A 21,438-nucleotide genomic window follows, 5' to 3' on the forward strand; every position below is an offset into this window, starting at 1 on the left:
CTCCAGCTAAAGTTACTTCAGCAGCATTAGAATGCCTTATGGCCCTCGACCCGGCGCAGCTCGCGACGTTCCAGGCGGTCATCGAGCACGGCAGCTTCGACGCCGCCGCGCGGGTCCTGCACGTCACCCCCTCCGCGGTCAGCCAACGCATCAAGGCATTGGAGCAGGCCGTCGGGCAGGTGCTCGTACGCCGGGCACGGCCGTGTGTGCCGACGGACGCCGGACGGCCCCTGGTACGTCTCGGCGGCCAGGTGGCGCTACTGGAGCACGAGGCCCTCGCCGCCGCGCACGGCGCGCTCGGCGGCGACGCCCGCACCCGCGTGGCCGTCGTTGTCAACGCCGACTCCCTCGCCAGCTGGTTCCTGCCGGTGCTGACCGCCCTGCCAGACGTGATCTTCGAGCTGCACACCGACGACGAGGGGCACACGGCCGAGCTGCTGCGCGACGGCACCGTGATGGCCGGGGTCACCACCGAACGGGTCGCCGTGCAGGGATGCCGCGTGCGACGACTGGGCGCGATGCGCTACCTCGCCGTCGCCGCACCCGCCGGTCACACGGCGTGGTTCGCCGGGCGCGACCCGGCGAGGGCGTTCGCCACCGCACCCATGATCCGCTTCAATCGCAAGGACACCCTGCAACACCGCTTCGCCCGGGCGATCACCCGCCACGACGTCGACCCTCCCACGCACTTCGTACCCGTGTCGGCAAGCTTCACCGAGGCGATCCGGCTCGGCCTCGGTTGGGGGCTGGTACCCGAGGCTGCCGCCCGCACCGACATCGCCGCCGGTCGCCTCGTCGAGCTGACCGGCGGCGAGCACCACCTCGACGTGCCGTTGTACTGGCAGTACTGGCGTCTGGAGTCGACGGTGCTGTCGGCGCTCACGGCGGCGGTCCGGACGGCCGCCGCCGCCGCACTGCGCTAGCTAACTCGTCATCCCACTTCGCCGGACGGGGCGGTGAGGGTCACGCCGAGGCGCGCCGGGACGCCGAAGTTGGGTGTGCCGTCGGCGTTCCAGGTGAACCGCTGCGCCCGGGTCGAGCGGTTCATGTCGCAGCCGCCGCCGGCCGAGCTGTTGGCGTGGTAGACGATCCAGTCCTCGGTGCCGTCCGGGGACTTGAAGAAGCCGTTGTGGCCGGGCGCGTAGACGCCGTTGGCGTCGTTGCGCTGGAACACCGGGTTCGGATGCTTGGTCCACGAGGCCGCACTCATCGGGTCGCTGCCGGTGAGGGTCAGCAGGCCGAGCTTGTAGTCGGGTCCCCAGCAGGCGCTGGCGGAGTAGACGATCATCGTCCGGCCGTTGTGGTACAGCGGTTCGGGACCCTCGTTGACCGGTGCGGTCTGCCGCTCCCACGCCAGGGTCGGGGAGCTGATCCTCACCCGGGGACCGGTCAACGTCCACGGGTTGCTCAGCCGTTGGATGAAGTTGCTCTGCCCGGCCCCGTCACCGCCGTAGGTACCCATCAGGTAGGTGTTGCCGTTGACCTGGAGGACGCTGGCGTCCAGCTGCCAGTCGTTGCCCAGATCCGCCTTGAACGTGTAGGGCCCCATCGGGTCGGTGCCGGCGCTCTCCAGCACGTGCAGCCGCTGCGTCGGGTTGAAGTCGGCCACGTTCTGCCCGGCCACGTAGTACAGGTACCACCGTTGACCACTCGGGCCGTTGAGCAGATGGAACTCCGGCGCCCACATGTTGCAACAACCGTTGGCCCGCCCGGCGAGGTTGAACACCACCTGGTCAGTGGCGGTGGCCAGGCCGCCGAGGGTACGCGACCGGCGCATCGTGATCGTCGAGTTCCAGGTCGTCGTGGCCAGGTGGTAGTAGCCGTTGTGGTACTGCAGCCAGGGGTCCGGCCCGTTGAGCTTGATCGGGTTGGCGAAGGTGTTCGGCGACGGGGTCCCGGTCGGCCCGCCGCCGGCCACGTTGACGAGTTGCCACTGCTGGTTGTCGCCGCCGTTGTCGGTGTACTGGGAGATCCGCGCACCGTCGACGGTGGACCGTTCCCACACGTCCAGCGCCTTGCCGCTGTTCCGGTTGATCATCTTGACGAAGCCGCTCGTGGTGTCCAGCACCGAGAACTGCTGGTTCGTTCCGTTGAGGTCGCTCCACTGCACCACGTTGGCGCCGTCGGCGGTGGAGAAGTTGTAGACGTCCAGCACCTTGCCGCTGTGCCGGGCGCGGATCCGGTAGTAGCCGCCACCCGAGCTGACGAACTGGAACTGTTGGCTCGTCTGGCTACCACGGGTGGCCTGCACCAGCCCCGCGCCGTCAGCGGTGGATCCCCCGCTGACGCTCACCGCGAGCCCGCTGTGCCGCGACACGATCTGGTACCAGGCGTTCGGATCGATCGTCACCGCGTACGCGTTGCCGTGGCCCACCACGACGGCCGACGCCACGGCGACGGTGCCGACCACGGCCAGTGTCACGGCTCGCCACAGTCGCCGAGGCCGGACCGCGTCAAGTCTGCTCATCGAGGTTCCTTCCGTCGGAGAGTTCGGGCGAAGGACTGGGTTGGCGTAGACAATCAACCGCGGCGGCGTCCCTTCGCTGGAGTCCGCCGGGTGCGAAGGCGCAGCAGAGCCGTGTCCGGCTCGACCACGCACGTGACAGGCGTACGGGCCGGCGGCGGCTAGCCCGCAAGCGCCTCCTGCCCGACCGACGTCGGTGCCGCTCCCGCGCCGAGACACGGCGTCGACCTCGACATCGGTTTCCCGCGCGGTGAGGGATCCTCACCTTGGGGGTGCACCTCGGAGAGACCCAGCGGCTGCTCCGGGCCGTGAGCGCGAACCTCGGTGTCTGATGTGGTTACGCGTGGCGTCCTTGCACCGCTGCAAGCAGCATGCAGCGACACTCGGCACGACGCAAGAGAAGCCCGTCGCCCACCTGAACGGTTCTCCGCATCCCCCGCGTCTGGCCGTGCCGCCGGGCGGACGGCGTCACGACAGCTGCGCCCGGGCCAGTCCGGTGAGGTGGAAGCGGCGTACCAGGGCCGCCCGGTTGGTGACACCGAGCTTGCTGAACACGTGGGACAGGTGCATCTCCACGGTCTTCTGGGTGACGAACAGCCGGGCCGCCACCTGACGGTTGGTCAGCCCCTCGCTGACCAGCGTCGCGACCTGCGTCTCCCGCTTGGTGAGGGCCGGGTGCCCCGGTTGACGGCGGGCCTTCCGGGCGTTGGTCGAGCCGCCCGCCAACAGCCGCCGCCGCTCGGTGTTCGCCTGACGGGCGAAGAGGCGGGCACCGCACCGCTCGAAGAGCTCCTCGGCCAGCCGCAACGAACTGCCGGCACGGTCCGGCTCGCCGTCGGCCACCAGTGCCCGGCCAGCGACGACGTGGGCGTGCGCCGCGTCCAGCGGCATCCGCGCCCGGACGAGTGCCTCCGCCGCGGCCTGCGCCGCGGTGACCGCGGCGGCCGGGTCCCGCAACGCCAGCACCCGGGCACCGGCGGACGCGGCCAGCGCGCTCCGGCCCGGCTGCCCGAGTCGCCCGGCCGCCTCGCCGGCGCGCGCCGCCCACTGGGCCGCCGCGGCGGGATCGTCCCCGGCCAGCGCGGCCCGGGTCAGCAGCTCGTACCAGCCGACCTGCGACCAGGGCTCCAGTTCGGGCAGGCTGGCGGCCGAGGCCGCGGCCAGGCAACCGGACGGGTCCCCCAGGGCGAGCCGGGTCTCCGCGTAGGCGTTCAGCGCGAGGGTGCCCGGCAGACCCACCGCCGGCGGGTCCACGGTGGGCGGCGCCGCCGCCGGACCGTAGCCGGTGCCGCCGACCCCGGTCCAGACCTCCAACAGTCCAGCCGTCGCCGTGGCCACGGCATGCAGTTCCCGACACTGCGTGTTGGACGCCAGCCGCAGTGTCGTGGCACAGTCGGCGGCCGCCTCCGCGAGCCGCCCGGCCCACCGGTGGGCCAGGATCCGCGCGCAGAGCAGGTGGAGCAGGGCGACATAGCGCCCGGCCCCGTGGGAGACGTCGACGGCGCGGCTGAGGTGGTGCGCCGCGGAGTCGAAGCGGTCCAGCAGGATCTCGCTCCACCCCACCCAGACGGCGCTCTCCGGCCCCTCGCCCAGGTCTCCGTCCAGTGTCGCGTCGAGCGACGCGGCGGCCTGATCCGTCTCGCCGCTGGCCGCGCGATTGCCTCGCAGGTGGCTCGCGGCCGCGAGCAGGCCCAGCGCGTGCGCCCGTACCGCGCCGGACACGGTGCCGGCCGCGGCGTGCCGGGCAACGCCGAGCGCGGCGGCCGCCCAGCGGCGAGCCTGGCCCGCCCGGCCGCTGGTCAGCTCCACCCCGGCCAGGGCCAGGGCCAGGGCTGCCCGGTCTCCCGGCCGGCCGCCGTCGGGCGGCGTCAGGCCGGCACGCAGCAGCGCCCGGGCCTCCTCCCGCCGGCCGAGCTGGCGTTCGAGTTGGGCGCAGAGCAGGATCGCACCGGCACGTGTCGGGGATGGGTGGCCGTCCAGCATCCGCAGGGCCTCGTGCACCGCCGCCCTCGCGGTCCTCGGATGGCCGGCCGCGCCCAGTGCCCGGCCCAGCCGCAGGCGGAGGGCGATCCGGTGCTCGGTGGTCTCCGCGGTGGCCGGGAGCAACCGGATGGCGGCGGCGAGCCACCGGACGGCCGTGTCGGGCGCCCGGTCGACCAGCGTATCGGCCGCCTCGCTGAGCGCCTCGACGGCGGCGACGTCGCCGGGCACCGCCAGCCGCAGCAGGTGCGGTGCCCGGGCCGCGGCGGCAGCCCGACGGCGTTGCAACGCCGCCAGCGCGCGGGCATGGGCCGTCAGCCGCCAGCCGGCGTCGGTGGCCAGGTACGCCGCGTGCTGGACGACCCGGTGCCGGAAGGCGAAGCACCCGGTGCCGGGCACCGGACGCAACAGGTCGGCGGCGACGAGTTCGTCGAGGGCCGCCGGCACCCGCTCCGCGGCGACGTCGCCGACCTCGGCGAGCAGGCCGGTGTCGACCGGGTCCGGGCCGAGCACCGCCGCGGCCGAGGCAACCAGGCCCGCCGTCCTGGACAGCAGTTCCAGTTCGGCCGCCAGGGCGCTCTCCACCTCGGATGGGAGCGCTCCCAGCTCCACGTGTTCGCTCGTCGGGCACGGTGGCAGCGCCGAGGCCAGCAGTGCCGACAGGTAACGCGGATTGCCCCCCGACAGGTCGTACAGCACCCGCCGCTGACCCGCCGAGAGCGGCACCTCGGTCAACACGTCGATATGGCACTCCGCGAGCGGACCCACCTCGACCCGGGTCACCTGGCCGGCGGTGTCCAACGCCAGACGCAGCCGGGCTGGCGACTGACGGCGGCGGTGCGCCACGACGAGCAGCAGCGGCGTACGCGGTGGCGCGTCGACCAGGTGGCAGAGCAGGTCGATGGTGGCCCGGTCGCAGTTGTGCAGGTCGTCCACCGTGACCAGCAAGGGTCGGTCGGCCGCCAACACCTCCAGCAGCAGACGCACGGCGCGCGACTGCCGGGCGCCCGCCGACACGCCGGCGGGCGCGAGCGGGCGGGCGCCGGGCAGCCGAAGCGACGGGAAGATGCCGTTGAGCAGGTCCGCGTGGTCGGGCCGGATCTCGGCCAGCCGGTCCTGCGACGCTCGGGCCAGGTACGGGTCGAGCGCATCGACGAGCGCTGCCATCGGCACGTCCGACCCGGGCGCCGGGGCACGACCGGCGAGCACCTGCACCCCGTTTGCCCGCGCCAGCCCGGCGACGTGGTCGAGCAGGCTGCTCTTGCCGATCCCCGGCTCCCCCGTCACCTCGACGATCCGCCCGTCGCCCTCGATCAGGGTGGTCACGGCCGCCGCGAGCACCGCGCTCTCCCGCTCCCGGCCCACCAGCGGCCGGCGGCGCCCGGCGTCGGCGGCGACCGCCGGCTCCGAGCCGACCGGCCGGGACAGGTCCGGGTCGGCCGGTTTCCGGCGGTACGGGTGCGAGCGGATCGGAGTTCGGGTCACGTCGTACTCCTCGGGCAAGGGGACAGGGTGGTGCGGCGGGGCACGGTCGGCCGGCGGTCGGGTCACCAACCGGCGGCGACGACGGCGACCAGGTCCCGCTTGTGGGTGACCGAAACGGTCACGTGGGTGATCGAAACCGATCGCGCGGCGCGGGCGGCGCTGCCCCGCAACGCGACGCTCGGCCCTCCCCCGGGGTCGCGCAGCAACGCGATGTCCCGGGGGGCGACCCCCTCGAACAGGCCGGTACCCAGGACCTTGAGCACCGCCTCCTTCGCGGCGAACCGCCCGGCCAGGTACTCCCGGCGCCGGCTGTCGCCCAGCGTCTCGGCGTGGGCCAGTTCGTCGGAGGCGAAGACGTACCGCACGAACCAGTCCCGCCGCAGCAGCCGGTCCAGTTCGTCCAGCCCCACGAGGTCAATGCCGAGCCGCACCGTTGACCGCCCGCTCCGGCGCCGGCCACCGGTCCGTGGGTTCCGGGCCCCGCAGCAGACTCTGGAAGACCGCCAGGGCATGCAGGTTCGTCGTCCCCTCCATCAGCTCGAACGCCCGCACGTCGCGGTAGGCCTTCTCCAGCCAGGAGTGCTCCACGAGAGAGGCGGGGCCCAGCAGCTCGGCCACGAGCCGGGTGGCGTCCTCGGCGACCCGCGCCGCCCGCGCCTTGACCGCGCCGATGGCGGCCACGTCGACCGTGCCGGCGTCGATGTCGGCGGCCACCGCGTACGTCCGGTGCCGCACCGCGGCGATCCGGTCCTCGATGCCGTCGAGCCGGTCACCCTCCCGCCGGGGCAGCACCGGGCGGTGCGTGCGCAGGTAGTCGCAGGCCGCCTGCGCGCAGCCGATCGCCATCGCCGCGATGCCCGGCCGGAACCGGTAGAGGATGTACGTGGCGCCGTAGAGTCCGCGCCGGCTCGGCGGGCGGTGCGCGCCGAGCAGGTCCCGCGGGGCGACGAAGACGTCCTGGAAGCGCAGCCGGCTGATCCGCGCGCCGCGCAGTCCGACGGTGGGCAGCAACTCACCGCTGAACCCGGGCGCGGTGGTGTCCAGCAGCACCGCCTCGATCCCCCACGGTCCGGGGGCCCGTCGGCAGAACACCACGCCGATCTGGGCGCGCGCGCCGTTGCCGATGTAGCACTTCGCCCCGTTGAGCAGCCAGCCGCCGTCGGGCACCGGGGTCAGCGTGGTCTCCAGTTCCAGCGCGGCCGAGCCCTTGGCCGGCTCGGTCAGGGCGAAGAACGTGTGCGTGGGCACCGCGGACAGCTGACCGAAGTAGCGCTGCCGCTGCTCGTCGTCGGCCAACGCCTGGATGACCCCACCGGACAGCGACGGCCCGGGACTGGCCAGGAGCACGTTCGGATCGCCGTAGGCCACCTGTTCCGTGGCGACGACCTGCCCCAGGACCGTGCTGCTCGCCTCGACCAGCCGGGCCGGGAACTCCCCGACCGATCGGTACTGCGGCGGAAGCATCCCCTGCGCGGGGAACCGGACCTCCGGCTCGTGGAGATGCTCGACGATGGCGTCGGGGTCCCGGTCCAGCCGCTGTCCGATCTCGCGCAGCCGGCCGACCATCGCCGCGCAGTGGTCAGCCAGCTCCCGCATGCGGTCGTCGAGCAGGTCCGCCCCCGCCAGCGGGGCGGCCTCGCGAAGCTCACTCATCGGCATCCTCCGTGTCGGGGTGCAGGTAGACGTTGCCGGTCACCTCGGCCAGGTGCAGGTCACCCGCGGGTCCGTCGGCGAGGAAGCCGCTGGCGCCCAGCAGCCGCAACAGGTCCCGGCCGATACCGACCAGGCGAAGGTGGCAGCGCCACCGGGCGGCCCGGTCGGCGTGCCGGCGGGTCTGCGGCACGGCCGCGTCCTCGGCCAGCCGCAACGCGACGTCGGCCAGTTGACCCGCGACGAGCTGCTTGGCCAGCAGGGTGGTGTCACCCGACGTCCGCCCCTCCAGGTGCCGCAGCGCGTGGGCGAGCGTGGCGTGGAGCAGGTCGCGGTGCGCGTCCAGCAGGCCGGCGGCGAAGCGGTCGGCGGCCGGCCCCTCACCGAAGGCGGACTCGGGCGTGGCCTCGGTGACCGCCAGGCCGAAACGGGTCAGCGGTCCGGGTGACGCGCCGGGCAGGGCCACCGTGGAAGCCAGGACGTGGCCGGTGGGGGACGCGACCAACCGGCCGGACGCGGCCCGCTGGTGCACCGCGTCCAGGACGAGAGCGTACGGCGTGCCCGCCGGCGACGCCGGCACGGGCGCTGCGGGGTTCACGATCGGGCCTCCCTGGGGTCGGGCGCGCCGGTGTTCACCAGTACGGCGAGCTGGCTGCGGCCGGTCCGCGGATCGGTGTCGCAGAGGACGAGGCTGGTGTAGTGGCGCGCCCACTGCTCGTGGTGACGTGCCAGGTCGAGCCAGACACTGGTGCAGTAGCTGCCCGGCTCGCACCGGTGCACCGGCAGCTCGACGCCGTCGAGCTGGTCAGCCGCCGGCCAGGGACCGGCGACCAGCAGCGCCGGCCCGGGCGGTAGGGCCGGGCGCTGGCTGGCCAGCAGCTCCCCGAGCGGTACCCCTTCGCCGGCCACCCTGGTGCCGGCGAAGCGGAAGCCGGTGCCGGTGTCGGTGCCGAAGTACAGCAGGGCGGCGCTGTCCACGAGGGGCGTGTCGTGCACGAGCGGGTCCCGGTAGGGCAGCGTGGTCTGCTCGCAGACGAACAGGGCGACGCTGGCCGCCGGTCTCGACCGGTGGTGTGCGTCGGCGATCCGCAGCGCGGTGAACGGTGCCCGCAGACCCTGCTCGGAGACGGCGAAGCTACGGCTGTCGCCGCCCATCAGGGCGTTGAGCCGGGTCGTGACGGTCTTGAGCGGGTAACGGTCGGGCAGGCCGTAGGCCAGCAACAGCAGGTCGGGCACGCCGACCGGGCTTGGGCACCGGCCGATCAGCTCCTCGGCCAGTTCCCGGAACCCGATGTTCCGGGACTGCTTCATCAGATCCTCGTCGACCTCGATGCCGTACGGCGCGAGCAGGTCCCGCTGGTAGGCGAGCAGTCCCTCGTCGCGCTCGTACGGGTTGCCGTCGAAACGCACGAGGGCTGCCGCGCCGCGCAGGGTCAGGGGCATGGCCAGGGTCCTCCGTGGTGGAGCGGGGCGGCGGCGCGGATCAGGAGTTCACCTTCGGCGTACGCTCCAGGAAGTCCGTCAGCGTGCCGATGGTGCGGAAGTCGCCCATGTCCAGCTTCTCGGGGTCGACCTCGATGCCGATGTTGTCCTCCAGGGCCATGAGCAGCTCGAGGATGGCGGTGGAGTCCAGGTGCAGGTCCTCGAAGAGCCGGGTGTTCTCGGGCAGCGGGCCGAAGTCACGCATCAACACCTCGGCCAGCGCACCCTGAATGTTCTTGACGATCTCGTTGCGTTCCATGGGGTTCTTCCTCTCGCGGACGATTCGGCCGACCGTCGGCCGGGTGGGATGCGGCGGTGAGTGGCTCAGGCGGCCGGTGGCCCGGCGGGAACCGGTGGGGCCGACACCGGTGACGAGGCCGGAACCGACGGCGCGGCCGGGACCGGTGCGGCGGGATCGACGAGGTGCTGGGGCCGGAGCAGGTCCTCGACGGTGTCGGCCCGGCGCACCAGGTGCGCCACGCCGTCGAGGACGAGCACCTCGGCCGGATGGCCGTGGCTGAGGAAGAGCACCGGCGACGCGCTCGGCCCGTACGCGCCGGAGCGCTCGACGCCGATCAGGTCGCCCGGGCGGACCTCCGGCAGCGCCACCTGCTTGCCGATCACGTCGTTCGGCGTGCAGAGCGGCCCGGTGACCGTGTAGAGGCGAACCGGTGGGTCGGCCGGCCGGGTCAACGACCGGATGGGGAAGTTTCGCTTGACGAAGCTGCCGATGCCGACCGCCGCCATGTGGTGGTTGGTTCCGCCGTCGGCGACGACGAACCACTCGTCCCGCGACGCCTTGACCTGCCGGGCGCGGACCACGTAGGTGCCCGCCCAGCCGACCAGGTAACGGCCCAGCTCGGTGATGATCCGGGTGTGCGGGTGGTCGACGCGGAACCGCGCGACGGCGGCGTTGACGCCCTCGGCCACCGTCTCCACGTCCAGGCTGGACTCCTTGTCGAAGTAGGGGACACCGAACCCGCCGCCGACGTCGACGAGTTCCAACGGCAGGTCGAGCGCGGCGGCCAGCTCCGCCGCGGCGGTGAGCACGCCGCGGGTGTTGTGCACGATGTCCGCGGCGTCGAGAATGCGGGTGCCCATGTAGGCGTGCAGGCCGATGACCCGTACGTGGCGCAGCGCCGTGAGGGCCGGGCCGGCCTCGGCGAGAAGTTCCTGGTCGATGCCGAACTGGCGGGGCTTGCCGCCCATGGCCAGCCGCGAGCCCTTGGTGACGAACGCCGGGTTGACCCGCAGCACGACCCGTGCCCGCCGGCCGCCGCCGTTGCCGTCACCAACACCGGGCACCGCCGCCGCCATGGCGTCGACGGTGGCGACCTCGTCGAGCGACTCGCACACGATCGCGCCGATGTCGTGCTCCAGGCAGGCGGCCAGCTCGGCCGACGACTTGCCCGGCCCGAGGAAGATGATGTCCCGCGCCGGCACGCCGGCGCGGCGGGCGGTGACCAGTTCGGCCAGGGAGGAGACCTCGGCGCCGGCGCCCAGCGACCGCAGCAGCGCGCAGACGCTGATGTTCGGGTTGGCCTTCAGCGAGTAGTAGATCTCGACCGACGGGTCGAGCAGGCGGCGCAGTCGCCGGTAGGTCTCGCGGATGATTTCACCGTCGTAGAGGTACAGCGGGGTGCCGTACCGGTCGGCCAGTTCGGCGACGGGTACGCCCTGGACGGTGTGGCCTCCGGTGGCCGGCTCAGTCATGGCTCTCCTCGGCAAGCGACAGGATGGTGACGGCCGCCCGCACGGCCCGGTCGAGGTCGGCCAGCCGGTCGCGGTCCGGGGCGACCAGCAGGGCGTACAGCCTGCCGTCGAACGGCTCCGGCGGGCCACCGGCGCCGACGGGCACGAGCGCGTTCGCGTTGACGGTGGCGAAGCAGGTGACCAGTACCCGCGCCGCGGGCCGGCCGGCGCACACGCCGTCCAGGGCCCGCCGCACGGCGGCGAACTCCAGCGGCGCCGCGAGCCGTACCGGGTAGTGCCGGGCCAGCGCGACGGTGTCGGGCGGCTGGCACAGCTCGGTGATGCCACCCTGGTACGTGGACATGTTCAGCCGCGCGTTGATCTCGAGCACCGGGTAGAGCGTCTCGTCGGCGCCCACGATGGCGTCCACGCCCACCATCCCGTGGTAGCCGTCGGCGTACAGCCGGGCCGCCACCTCACCGGCCGCGTGCTCGATCTGCCGGTACTGCTCGGCGCTGAGCTCGGCCGGCATCAGGTGGCCCTGGTGCACGCCCTGCGCGGTCAGCGCCTGCTTGACGAAGTCGAGGCCGGCCCGCCCGTCGCGCCCGATGGTGACCTGGTAGTTGAGGTCGCACCGTTTGGGCAGCCATTCCTCGACGACCACGTGTATCCGGTCGTCACCGGTGCGGGCGGCCCGGCGGTCCACCATGCGCAGCAGTTGCGCCGCCCGAGTCGGGTTCTCGAGCACCAGCAGTCCCTTGCCGGAGACGCCGTAGGCGTCCTTGACCACCAGCGGCTGCCCGGACTCCAGCCGGAGCTGGTAGCGCGCGAGCACGTCGGCCAGCTCCTGTCGGGTTTCGCAGCAGGCCCCGGGCACCGGGCGCAGGCCGGCCGCCTCGGTCAGCCGTCGGCCGTAGATCTTGCTGTTGACCCGTTCGACCACCGTGGCGTCGGGTACGGCCAGGGTGAGGCCGCAGCGCCGCGCGAGTTCCTGCTCGTGCGTCGTCGTGCCCATCGGCAGCAGGCGGGCGCCGGCCGCGCCACGGCGGCGCATCTGGTCGAGCAGGACCGGTGAGTCCAGCGCGTTCTCCGTGGTGGAGCGCCCGGGCAGGCAGTTCTCGGGCACCAGCACGGTGGGCAGAACCAGCCCCTGGTCGGCCAGGTAGTCCCGGTAGCCGGGGTCGAGCGGGCGGCTGAGCACCAGCGTGTCGTCCGGGCCGGCGAGCAGCACGCCGAGTTCCTCCATGGCGGCGACCAGCGGGCGGGCGGCGTTCGCGGGCGGCGCGGGGAGCCCGACGTGCCCTCGCGCCCACTGCGCCTCGGCCTCGAAGTTGCAGAGCAGCACGAGCGGCGTGTCGGGGGCTCCGGTCAGGGCCCGCTTGATCCCGCGCACGTATCGGGTGGACATGATCGGCTCCTTCAGCACTCGACGACCATGGCGGAGTAGGTCGCGCCGAGGCCGACGGCGGTGACCAGGTAGCGGCCGCCCGGGACCAGCGAGCCACGGCGGGCGAGCGTCGCGAGGTTGAGGAAGGGGTCGGTGCACGAGCAGTGCGAGTACTCCCCGACGTTGTCCAGGAAGACCCGGTCCCGGGCCAGCCCCAGCGCGGCGCAGATGGTGACCCAGGAGGAGATGTTGACGTTGTGCGGGATGACCATGGTCAGGTCGTCCAGCTCCAGCCCGGCCGCGTCCAGCGCCTCCTGGATCACCGCGATGAGGTGGGTGTGGTAGGTGCTGCCGAAGCGGTGCAGGGCCTCGCCGGCGAGCTGGTACCCGTCGAAGAACTCGCCCACCGTGCGCGCCGCGTACGACAGGACGCGGGTGCCCTCACCGCCGAGGCTGACCAGGCAGGCGGACGACGCCTCGCCGATGATCGAGGTGTTCCAGAGCACCTGGACGGCCCGGGTGAACGGCTGCTCCCCGGTGAGCACGAGCGCGAGGGCACCCGGGTCGCCGTCGGCGCGCAGCAACTCGCCGGCGACCTCCACGGCGAGCAGACCGCTGGCGCAGGCGTGCTGGGTCACCGCGAACGCCTCCGCGCCGGTGAGGCCGAGCCGCTCGCGCAGCACGTCCGCCGCGATCAGGGTGGTGGGCGTGAGGTCCTGCGCGGTGTGGGCGAAGATCAGGTAACGGATCTGGTCACGATCGGGGACGGTGGCCAGCAGGGCGTCCGCCGGCGGGCGGACCAGATCGAAGAGCCCGAGTTCGGGGTCGCTGCGCATCCGGTGCAGCCCGCGGATCCGCCGGAACAGCCGGGTCTGGTAGCGGTTGAGCCCCAGCCCGGCCGCGACCTCCTCCACGGTGACCGAGCGCTCCGGCGCGAAGGCCTCCACCTGACGCAGGACGACATCGGACCGGGTCGGTGCCAGCGAGGTCATCGTGCGGCCACCCCTCCCGTTAATTATTGATCGTTAGACGCCACTACGTTAAGGAGCCGATCACGGGCGAGCAATGGGGTAATCCCCAGGTTCCCGAGGGCCGGGAACCTGGGCCAGACAAAGGAAATACGCACCCGCCAATGAACCAGAGTAGGCAAACCACCTGCTTTGCCGACTATTCATTCGCAAACCGCTGGGAATCGACACCGAACGGGACGTACAGGCCGCTTCGGTGACCTCCGGCCAGCGGGCCGGACAACAATGGGGTTTTCCCGACTATCCGCGGCAGGGCCGCAGGGGCGAGGGTGGAGCGGCAGGCACGTAGGGGCGCCCGACGAGCGGAGGCACGATGTCCAGTCCCACGGTGGCGGACCGGCTGGAGATCGCATTCGCCGGTCAGCGAGCCGGCGAAGGGCCGCTCACCTGCGGTCAACGCAACACCTGGCAGTGGATGCGGACGGACCTGTCCAGCCCGATGGGCATCCTGCAGTGGATTCTTCCGGTACCCGCCGGCGTCCACGTCACGGACGTGGTCGAGGCCGTCTCGATCCTGCTGACCCGACACGAATCGCTGCGGACCACGTTTCACGAACGCGACGGTGAGCTGCTCCAGCGCGTCCTGCGCACCGGGGTGCTCACCGCCGAAATGCACCAGGTCGACGCCACCGCCGATCCGGGTCAGATATCCCGTAACTTGATTCGCCAACTCCGGGAGAAACCGTTCGACTTGGCCAACGAATTGCCCGTACGCCTGGCTGTTGCGGCCACGGGCGACAAAGCGGTCGCAGCCGTGGCCGTGTATTCACACATGGCCGTCGACTACGGCAGCATGGCGATTCTGAGTCGGGAGTTCGCCGAGCTTGTGAACGCTCCCGACGAGCGGTCGGCCGGGACGGGCCGGCACCAGCCACTCGACCAGGCGGCCGAGGAGACCTCACCGTCCGGACGGCGGCGGACGGCCGCGGCCCTACGGTACTGGACCGGGCACCTGCGGCGGACGCCCCAGTGCCTGATGACGCTGCCACCCGTCGACGGCGCGGAGAGCGGCGCGGCCAGCGCCGCGCTGCGCTCACCCGCCGCCGCCGCGGCCCTCGACCAGATCGCCGCCCGCACCCAGACCGGTCCCGCCGCCGCCGTACTCGCGGCATTCTCCGCCGTGGTGTCGGTACGGGTGAGTCAGTCCCGCTGCGTGTTCGCCGCGCTGTCCAGCAACCGCTTCACGTCCCGGCTGCGCGACTACGTCGGCACCCTGGCGCAGGACGGTCTGATGGTGGTGGACGTGATTGGACCGACCTTCGACGACCTGGTCCGGCGTACCGGCGCGGCCATGTTGCGGGCCAACCGGAACAGCATCTTCGACGTGGGCGACCTGGTGGCCGAAGCCACCCGCATCAACGACGAGCAGGGCATGGACTACAGCCGAGACTGCGTCTTCAACAACATCAGCGCCCACCTGACCCGCGACGCCGGGCAGGCGGCCAACGTCCAACTGCCGGTGCTCGACCACTCCGACCTGCGCTGGTCGCCCACGCCCGCCGCCGCGGAGAGCAGCCTCACCTGGACACCGACGCCACACTTCCCCAACCGTCTGGTGGTCCAGTTGATCGCCGTCCACCCGGCCATGATCCTCGGCGTCAGCACCGGCGACACCCGGCACGTACCCCGTACCGAGATCGCGGCCCTGCTGCGGGGCATGGAACGCGTCCTCGTCGCCGCGGGTCCGGGGCGGGTCAACCTCGACGACATACCTGCCCTCAGCGGGCTGACCCCGGTGGTCCGCGACCGCGACTGGGTGCGGGTGGGGGTCAGTTGGGTGCAGCTCAGCCAGGTCCAGGCGCTGCTGCACGACGCTCTGGCCACCCCCGCGTACGCGTTCGCCGTCCCGGCCGGGCCCGGGCACCGACTGGTCGCGCACCTCGTCGCCGCGGACGGGGCCCGAACCCCGCGGCAGGCTCACCTGGCCTGCCTGGCCCGCCTCGGCGGCCGGTACGCCGTGGCGACCCCGCACCACTACGTCCTGCACGATTCGGCCCCGGCCGACCCCACCGACCCGGCTGCCTGGCGTGCCCAACCTGTGCTCGCCTCCGGTGCCGGCCGCACCGCCACGGAAGGTGACCGATGATCGCCCCGAGCGAGACCGTCCGCACCATCCACCTTCGGGTGGACGGCGCCCGCGCCGCGCAGGGCCCACTGACCCTGGGACAGGCGAACGCGCTGCAATGGATCTCCGCGCTCACCGACGACCACTTCCTCAGCCTGGATCAATGGGTCTTCACGGTGCCGGCCGGGACCACACTCGACCGTGCGTGTGCCGCCCTGGCCGGCCTGGTGCGCCGGTACGAGTCGCTGCGCACCACGTACCACGACGGGCCGGACGGGCCGGTGCAGCGCGTGGCCCGCAGCGTCGAACTGCCGATCGAGGTCCACGAACGGCCGGCCGGGCCCGGAGGTGCGGCGCTGGCCCGGGAGCTGATCGGCCGGCTGCGGGAACGACCGATCGACCTCTCCACCGACCTGCCGCTGCGCTTCGCCGTGGCCGTCGACGGCGATCTGGTGCACGCCGCGGTCGCGGTCTACTCGCACATGGCCGCCGACTACGGAAGCATTGCCGTGCTGGGCAGACGCTTCACCGCACTGCTGGCCGGGACGGCCAGCGACCGGGACGAGCCGCCGCACCAGCCGCTGGACCGGGCCGCGCGGGAACGCTCACCGCAGAGCCGGCGGCAGGCCGAGGCGGCGCTGCGGTACTGGTCGGGCATCCTGCGGCGGCGTCCCCGCTGTGTGCTGCCCCGACCGGTCGTACCGGTGGAGCCGGCGGACGGCGCCGAGCCGGACGGCAGCGCGCCGCCGCTCGCACCGCGCAGCGCCGAGCTGCACTCGCCGCGCGCGGCGGCCGCGCTCGACCGGATCACGGCCCGCACCGGCGCCAGCCGGCCGATGGCCGTCCTGGCCGCGCTCGCCGCCGTGCTCGCCACCCGCAGCGGGCAGCGACACGTGGTGCTCTACTCCCCCGCCGCCAACCGGCTCGGCGCACGGCTGCGCGAGTACGTCAGCACCGTCGCCCAGGACGGCCTGATCGGCCTCGACGCCGACCAGCCCAACTACGACGCGCTGGTCTGGCACGCCGGGACCGCGTTGCTGCGAGCCAACCGCAACAGCGTCTTCGACGCCGAGGCGTTGCAGCGGGTGCACGACCGCATCGCGCACGAACGGGGCCTACCCATGATCCGTGACGGGGTGTTCAACAACATCTCCGGTAACGCCCCGCCGGACCTGCCGACGGTCGCCACTGCCGAGACGTTCGTCGACTGGTGGACCCCGGCCGGCTTCGACAACCTGCTCCTGTTCCACCTGGTGCGGACCGAGCAGTCGCTGATCCTGGAGCTCATCACCGGGGACAACCGGTATCTTCCCGACGCGGAGATGGAAGGGCTGCTGCTCGGCACCGAACGGGTGCTCGCCGCGGCGGCCACCGACAACATCCCGCTGGCGCAGATCGGCGAGATCGCCGGGATCGTGCCGATCGCCCGGGACGGCGACTGGCACCACATCGACCACAGTTGGATCCAGCTCGGCCAGGTCAACCGGGTGCTGCGGGCGGCACTGCCCGGGCCCGCCCAGGCGTTCGTGGTCGGCCGCGGTGACGGCGACGGCGAGATGATCGTCGCCCATCTGGCCGCCACGGGCGAGATCAACGACCCCGCGCGGGCGCACCTGGCCTGCCTCCGCCGGCTCGCCGGCTCGTACACCGCGATGGCGCCGCACCGGTACGTCCTGCACGCCGGCGCCCCCGCCGACCCGACCGATCCGCACGCCTGGCGGGACCTGCCGGTGCTCGCCGAGGGCGACGGCCGGGCCGTCCACGCGGAAAGCGAGGTACAGCCATGAGCATCATCGAGGCGAACGGCCTGACCCGGACCTTCCGGGCCGGTCGGCAGACCGTCGCGGCGGTCCGGGGGGTCGACGTACGGGTCCAGCCCGGGGAGATTGTCGGGTTCCTCGGCCCCAACGGCGCCGGCAAGACCACCACCCTGCGGATGCTCACCACACTGCTGCAACCGACCAGCGGCACGGCCCGCATCGCCGGCGCGGACCTGCGTACCGAACCACGGGAGGTCCGCCGCCGGATCGGGTACGTCGCCCAGTACGGCGGCACCGACCCCAACGCGCTGGTGGAGGAGGAGCTGTTCCTGCAGGCACGGCTGTACCGGATCGGGGCCGGACCGGCCCGTCGTCGGGTGGCCACCCTCCTGACGCAGCTCGACCTCGACGGGTTGGGTACCCGGCCGGTCGGCTCGCTGTCCGGCGGGCAGCGTCGCCGGCTGGACATCGCGCTCGGCCTGGTCCACGAGCCGCAGATCGTCTTCCTCGACGAGCCGACCGCCGGCCTGGATCCGCACAGCCGCAACAACCTGTGGGAGCACATCCGCCGCCTACGCGACGAGAACGGCACCACCGTCTTCCTGACCACCCACTACCTGGACGAGGCGGACGCGCTCTGCGACCGCATCCTGGTGATCGACCACGGACGGATCGTCGCCGAGGACACCCCCGCCAACCTGAAACGGCAACTGGCCGCCGACGTGCTGACCGTGGACGTGGCCGGGGACCCGGACGCCGCGCGGCGACTGCTGGCCGGGCTGCCCGGGGTCCGGCAGGCGGCGGTCACGGCCGCGGGCGGTCTCCAGGTCACCCTGGCCGACGGCGAGCAGGGCATCATCGACGTGATCACCACCCTGGCCGGCGCGGGTTTCGGCGTACGCGCGTTGCAGCTCGCCCGCCCCAGCCTGGACGACGTCTTCCTCACCCTCACCGGTCGGGGCCTGCGCGACGACCCGAACGGCCCGACCCCACCGACCCCGACCACCGAGAGGGCGGAGCATGTCCCTGCTCGTTGACATCCTGCTGGTGTTCCAACGACACGCACGGATCTCCCTGCGGAACCCGCTCTGGATCATCATCGGGCTCTCCCAGCCGGTGGCGTTCCTGGTGCTCTACGGCCCGCTGATGACCAGCACCCTCTCGACCACCGGCGTCCCGGCCGAGCGCGCGTGGCAGACGTACGTGCCCGGGGTGCTGGTGCAGCTGAGCCTCTTCGGTTCCGCGTTCGTCGGTTTCGGGGTGATCGCGGAGTGGCGTGGTGGGGTGATCGAGCGGTTGCGGGTGACCCCGGTGAGCCGGGTCGCCCTGCTGCTCGGCCGGGTGCTGCGCGACGTCGCGCTGCTGGTCGTCCAGGCGGGGCTGCTCATCGTGGTGGCGCTGCCGCTGGGTCTGCGGGCGTCGGTGCCGGGGGTGCTGGCCGCGCTCGGCGTGGTCATGCTCCTGTCGCTGGGCCTGGCCTGCCTCTCCTGCGCCCTCGCGTTGACGCTGAAGAGCGAGGACACCCTGGGGCCGACCCTCAACACCGCCCTGATGCCGCTGCTTCTGCTCTCCGGGGTTTTGCTGCCGATGTCGTTCGCACCGCGCTGGCTGGACATGGTCTCCCGGCTGACCCCGTTCCGGTACATCGTGGACGGAATGCGCAGCGCGTTCCAGGGCGACGTGTTCAGCACGACCGTACTCTCGACGGTCCTGATCGCCTTCCTGCTCAGCGTCCTGTCGGTCCTGCTCGGCGTGCGGACCTACCTGCGGCAGAGCGCCTGAGCCCAGGGGTGGCCAGGCCCGAGGGGCCGCCGGAGCGTGTCCGACGGCCCCTCGGGCGCCCCTTGTCAGTGGACGACGACCGGCGTCCTCGGCTGGTCCTCGGGCTGGTCGTCAAGCAGGTGCGACCGCTCCCGCCGGCGGGGCAGGAACGCGGCCGGGATGATCGTCACGAGCACCAGCGCGAAGGCCACCCAGAACGTCGTGGCGAACGAGTCGGCGGCGAAGTCGAGCCCGCGTTCGATGAGCGAGGTGTCGACCGGGAACTGCTGGAGCAGTTCCGGCTGCTGCTGGGCGGCGATGGCCAGCCCCGCCTCACTGACCGGTTCGCCGCTCGGATCGGACACGCCCGGGATCGGCCGGGAACCGTTCAGCTCGTTGGTGAGGATCACCGACATCACCGCGGCGCCGACGGAGCCGCCGATCTGCTGGAGGATGTTCACCAGCGTGGAACCGCGGGCCACCTCCGGGCCGGTCAGCGTCTTCAGCGCCGAGGTCATGATCGGCATCATCGTGCCGCCCATGCCCAGGCCCATCACGAACAGCGACCCGCAGAGCAGCACGTACGAGGTGTTCGGATCGACCTGTGTGAAGGTGAACAGCCCGGCGACGATCAGCAGCAACGCGAACGGCACCGTTCGGCCGACCGGCACCTTGTCGGCCAGTACGCCGGCGACCGGCATGGTGACCATCGCGCCGATGCCCTGCGGCGCCATCAGCAGGCCGGCGGCCAGGGTGGACTCACCGCGCACCTGCAGGAAGTAGCTCGGGAACAGCAGGCCGGCACCCATGAAGGCGATGATGAAGACGAACATGGTCACCGCCGCGACGGTCAGTCTGCGGTTGCGGAACAGCCGCAGGTCCAGCAGCGGGTGCCGCGGCTTGAAGGAGTAGAGGACGAACGCGAGCACCAGCGAGCCGCCGATCAGCATGGGCAGCCAGACCGTCGCGTCGGCGAAGGTGCCGGTCTCCGGCAGCGAGGAGACCCCGTAGAGGAACAGGGCGAGTCCCGGCGAGAGCATCAGCATGCCGAGGAAGTCGAACGACTCCGACGGCTCGGGGTTGTCCTTCGGCAGGGCCAGTTGCGCGTAGATGAGCGCGACGACGCCGATCGGCAGGTTGATCAGGAAGATCCAGTGCCAGCTCGCCACGTCGATCAGCCAGCCACCGAGGATCGGGCCGCCGATCGGGCCGAGCAGCATCGGGATGCCAAGGACGGCCATCAGCCGGCCGATGCGGTGCGGTCCGGCCGCCCGCGTCATGATCGTCATGCCGAGGGGCATGAGCATGCCGCCGCCGAGGCCCTGCAACACACGGAACCCGATCAGCTGCCCGATGGTGTCAGCCGTGGCGCACAGGCCCGACCCGATCGTGAACAGCGCCAGGGCGATCATGTAGAGACGTTTGGTGCCGAACCGGTCAGCGGCCCACCCGCTGAGCGGGATGACCGTCGCCAGCGCGAGCGTGTATCCGGTCATCGTCCACGCCACGCGGGCGTAGGACGCGCCGAACTCGCTCTGGAATGTCGGCAGCGCGACGCTGACGACCGTCACGTCGAGGATCGACATGATCGCGCCGAGCACCACGACGCCCGCTACCTTGAGGACTGCGGCGTCGAGCTTGTCGGATGTCGCGACAGGTTGTGGGGTCGCGACAGATTGCTGCGTCACGAAGTCTCCTGAGGGGAATGGCCGGGGTGACCGGGTCAGCGTGGTGCGGCACGGCGCCTGCCGGGGCAGGCGTGACGTGCGGAAGGGGGATCCCGCAGCGCAGATTAGCCGCCGCCGACGACACTCCGCCCCCCGGTTTCACGGTCAGCGGATCATCCACTCAGGTGTTCCTCGTCACGCGACGACCGCGCGTGCGTCGGCGCCCGCGACTGGTCCGCCAGATGCCTGACGCGGTACGTGCGATCACTGCACCGGCGCAGGGATCCGGCGCACCCGATTGCACCAGCCCGATCAGGCCTTCGCCGCCGACCCAGCAGTACCCCGTGCCGGTGTCGCCGGATGTCACGTCCGATCCGGGTCGGCGGGCGCGCCGATCCCCCGTCCGGTCAGGGCGGGAAGCTGGTCCGGTACTGCGTCGGGGTTCGGCCGGTCAGCTCCCGGAACGCGGCGTTGAACGCCGACAGTGGGGTGTAGCCGACGGTGAGGGCAACCGTGGTCACGGAGGCGTCGCCCGCGGCGAGTTCCTCGATCGCGCGCAGCATCCGCATCCAGCGCAGGGTCGCCCGCCACGTCATGCCGGTCTCTTCGAACCGTCGGGCCAGCGACCGTGGCGCAAGGCCGACCTCGCGTGCCACGTCCTCGAGCCGGACCTGAACCGCGAGCCGGTCCTGGGTCAGCCGCAGGGCACGACGCAACTCCGGCGATCGCCCCACCGGTACCACGATCGGGCTGGGCCGTTCGGCCAACCGCCACGTCACGGCGGCGAGTGCGGAGCGCCGGCTCGTCGTCCCACTCGTGCACAATCGCGGTGGCCGCCGTGAACGGGATGCTCCGATCCTCAGACCACGCCGGCGCGCCCGCCTCCGTGTGCCGGACGTGTTCGCGCTTCCATCGGACCGGTGCCAGGTCCTGCCGGGCGGCATGCGACAACGGGTACGCCCAGGCGGGCCGATCCACCTGTCTCGCTACCAGACCGTCCCGAACCGGGGTTTCCTC

At 72.3% G+C, this 21,438-nt stretch carries 17 protein-coding genes; 5 read left to right on the plus strand and 12 right to left on the minus strand.

The window, feature by feature from the left end; all coding sequences use genetic code 11:
- Positions 1–38: 38 nt before the first annotated feature.
- Complete coding sequence (locus E1165_RS01790; protein WP_132386990.1) at positions 39–923, plus strand: LysR family transcriptional regulator ArgP; 885 nt, start codon at positions 39–41, stop codon at positions 921–923.
- Positions 924–931: 8 nt separating this feature from the next.
- Here E1165_RS01790 and E1165_RS01795 read toward each other — a convergent pair whose 3' ends face one another.
- From E1165_RS01795 to E1165_RS01840, 10 genes are all read right to left on the minus strand, one after another.
- On the minus strand, positions 932–2,467 hold the full coding sequence (locus E1165_RS01795) for a family 43 glycosylhydrolase (protein WP_132386992.1): 1,536 nt from the start codon (positions 2,465–2,467) through the stop codon (positions 932–934).
- Positions 2,468–2,932: 465 nt separating this feature from the next.
- Positions 2,933–5,929 (minus strand): AAA family ATPase, encoded by a 2,997-nt coding sequence (locus tag E1165_RS01800; protein ID WP_132386994.1) that lies wholly within the window; start codon positions 5,927–5,929, stop codon positions 2,933–2,935.
- 62 nt (positions 5,930–5,991) lie between these two features.
- A complete protein-coding gene (locus E1165_RS01805) occupies positions 5,992–6,360 on the minus strand; it encodes a holo-ACP synthase (RefSeq protein WP_132386996.1) in 369 nt (122 codons plus the stop codon).
- On the minus strand, positions 6,344–7,582 hold the full coding sequence (locus tag E1165_RS01810) for an acyl-CoA dehydrogenase family protein (protein WP_207916462.1): 1,239 nt from the start codon (positions 7,580–7,582) through the stop codon (positions 6,344–6,346). The genes E1165_RS01805 and E1165_RS01810 overlap by 17 nt, the downstream gene beginning before the upstream one ends.
- Positions 7,575–8,177 carry a hypothetical protein gene (locus tag E1165_RS01815; protein WP_132386998.1) on the minus strand — a complete coding sequence of 201 codons (603 nt, stop codon included), beginning with the start codon at positions 8,175–8,177 and terminating at the stop codon, positions 7,575–7,577. The genes E1165_RS01810 and E1165_RS01815 overlap by 8 nt, the downstream gene beginning before the upstream one ends.
- Positions 8,174–9,022, minus strand: a complete 849-nt coding sequence (locus tag E1165_RS01820; RefSeq protein WP_132387000.1) for a hypothetical protein — start codon at positions 9,020–9,022, stop codon at positions 8,174–8,176. Before E1165_RS01820 ends, E1165_RS01815 begins: the two co-directional genes overlap by 4 nt.
- A gap of 40 nt (positions 9,023–9,062) precedes the next feature.
- The gene (locus E1165_RS01825; protein ID WP_132387002.1) at positions 9,063–9,320 is read right to left on the minus strand and encodes an acyl carrier protein; all 258 of its coding nucleotides are present in this window, start codon (positions 9,318–9,320) and stop codon (positions 9,063–9,065) included.
- A 65-nt stretch (positions 9,321–9,385) separates the two neighbouring features.
- Positions 9,386–10,774 (minus strand): alanine racemase, encoded by a 1,389-nt coding sequence (locus tag E1165_RS01830; RefSeq protein WP_132387004.1) that lies wholly within the window; start codon positions 10,772–10,774, stop codon positions 9,386–9,388.
- Positions 10,767–12,161, minus strand: coding sequence for an ATP-grasp domain-containing protein (locus tag E1165_RS01835; RefSeq protein WP_132387006.1), 1,395 nt, complete (start codon positions 12,159–12,161; stop codon positions 10,767–10,769). Before E1165_RS01835 ends, E1165_RS01830 begins: the two co-directional genes overlap by 8 nt.
- An 11-nt stretch (positions 12,162–12,172) precedes the next feature.
- Positions 12,173–13,132, minus strand: coding sequence for a 3-oxoacyl-[acyl-carrier-protein] synthase III C-terminal domain-containing protein (locus E1165_RS01840; protein ID WP_132387008.1), 960 nt, complete (start codon positions 13,130–13,132; stop codon positions 12,173–12,175).
- A gap of 349 nt (positions 13,133–13,481) precedes the next feature.
- Between E1165_RS01840 and E1165_RS01845 the strand changes: the two genes are divergently transcribed.
- Genes E1165_RS01845 through E1165_RS01860 form a run of 4 tightly spaced genes read left to right on the plus strand, consistent with a single transcriptional unit; the run spans position 13,482 to position 18,775 of the window.
- Positions 13,482–15,254 (plus strand): condensation domain-containing protein, encoded by a 1,773-nt coding sequence (locus tag E1165_RS01845; protein WP_132387010.1) that lies wholly within the window; start codon positions 13,482–13,484, stop codon positions 15,252–15,254.
- Positions 15,251–17,020 (plus strand): condensation domain-containing protein, encoded by a 1,770-nt coding sequence (locus E1165_RS01850; RefSeq protein WP_132387012.1) that lies wholly within the window; start codon positions 15,251–15,253, stop codon positions 17,018–17,020. Before E1165_RS01845 ends, E1165_RS01850 begins: the two co-directional genes overlap by 4 nt.
- 2 nt (positions 17,021–17,022) lie before the next feature.
- Positions 17,023–18,030, plus strand: coding sequence for an ABC transporter ATP-binding protein (locus tag E1165_RS01855; protein WP_132387104.1), 1,008 nt, complete (start codon positions 17,023–17,025; stop codon positions 18,028–18,030).
- Positions 18,014–18,775, plus strand: a complete 762-nt coding sequence (locus tag E1165_RS01860; protein ID WP_132387014.1) for an ABC transporter permease — start codon at positions 18,014–18,016, stop codon at positions 18,773–18,775. The genes E1165_RS01855 and E1165_RS01860 overlap by 17 nt, the downstream gene beginning before the upstream one ends.
- A gap of 65 nt (positions 18,776–18,840) precedes the next feature.
- Here E1165_RS01860 and E1165_RS01865 read toward each other — a convergent pair whose 3' ends face one another.
- Positions 18,841–20,442: a DHA2 family efflux MFS transporter permease subunit gene (locus tag E1165_RS01865; protein WP_132387016.1), complete on the minus strand. Its 1,602-nt coding sequence runs from the start codon at positions 20,440–20,442 to the stop codon at positions 18,841–18,843.
- Between the two features lie 386 nt (positions 20,443–20,828).
- On the minus strand, positions 20,829–21,155 hold the full coding sequence (locus E1165_RS29670) for a helix-turn-helix transcriptional regulator (protein ID WP_243704541.1): 327 nt from the start codon (positions 21,153–21,155) through the stop codon (positions 20,829–20,831).
- Positions 21,156–21,438: the final 283 nt, after the last annotated feature.

Origin of the sequence: Micromonospora sp. KC723 (assembly GCF_004348595.1) — a bacterium.
Classification (GTDB): Bacteria; Actinomycetota; Actinomycetes; order Mycobacteriales; family Micromonosporaceae; genus Micromonospora.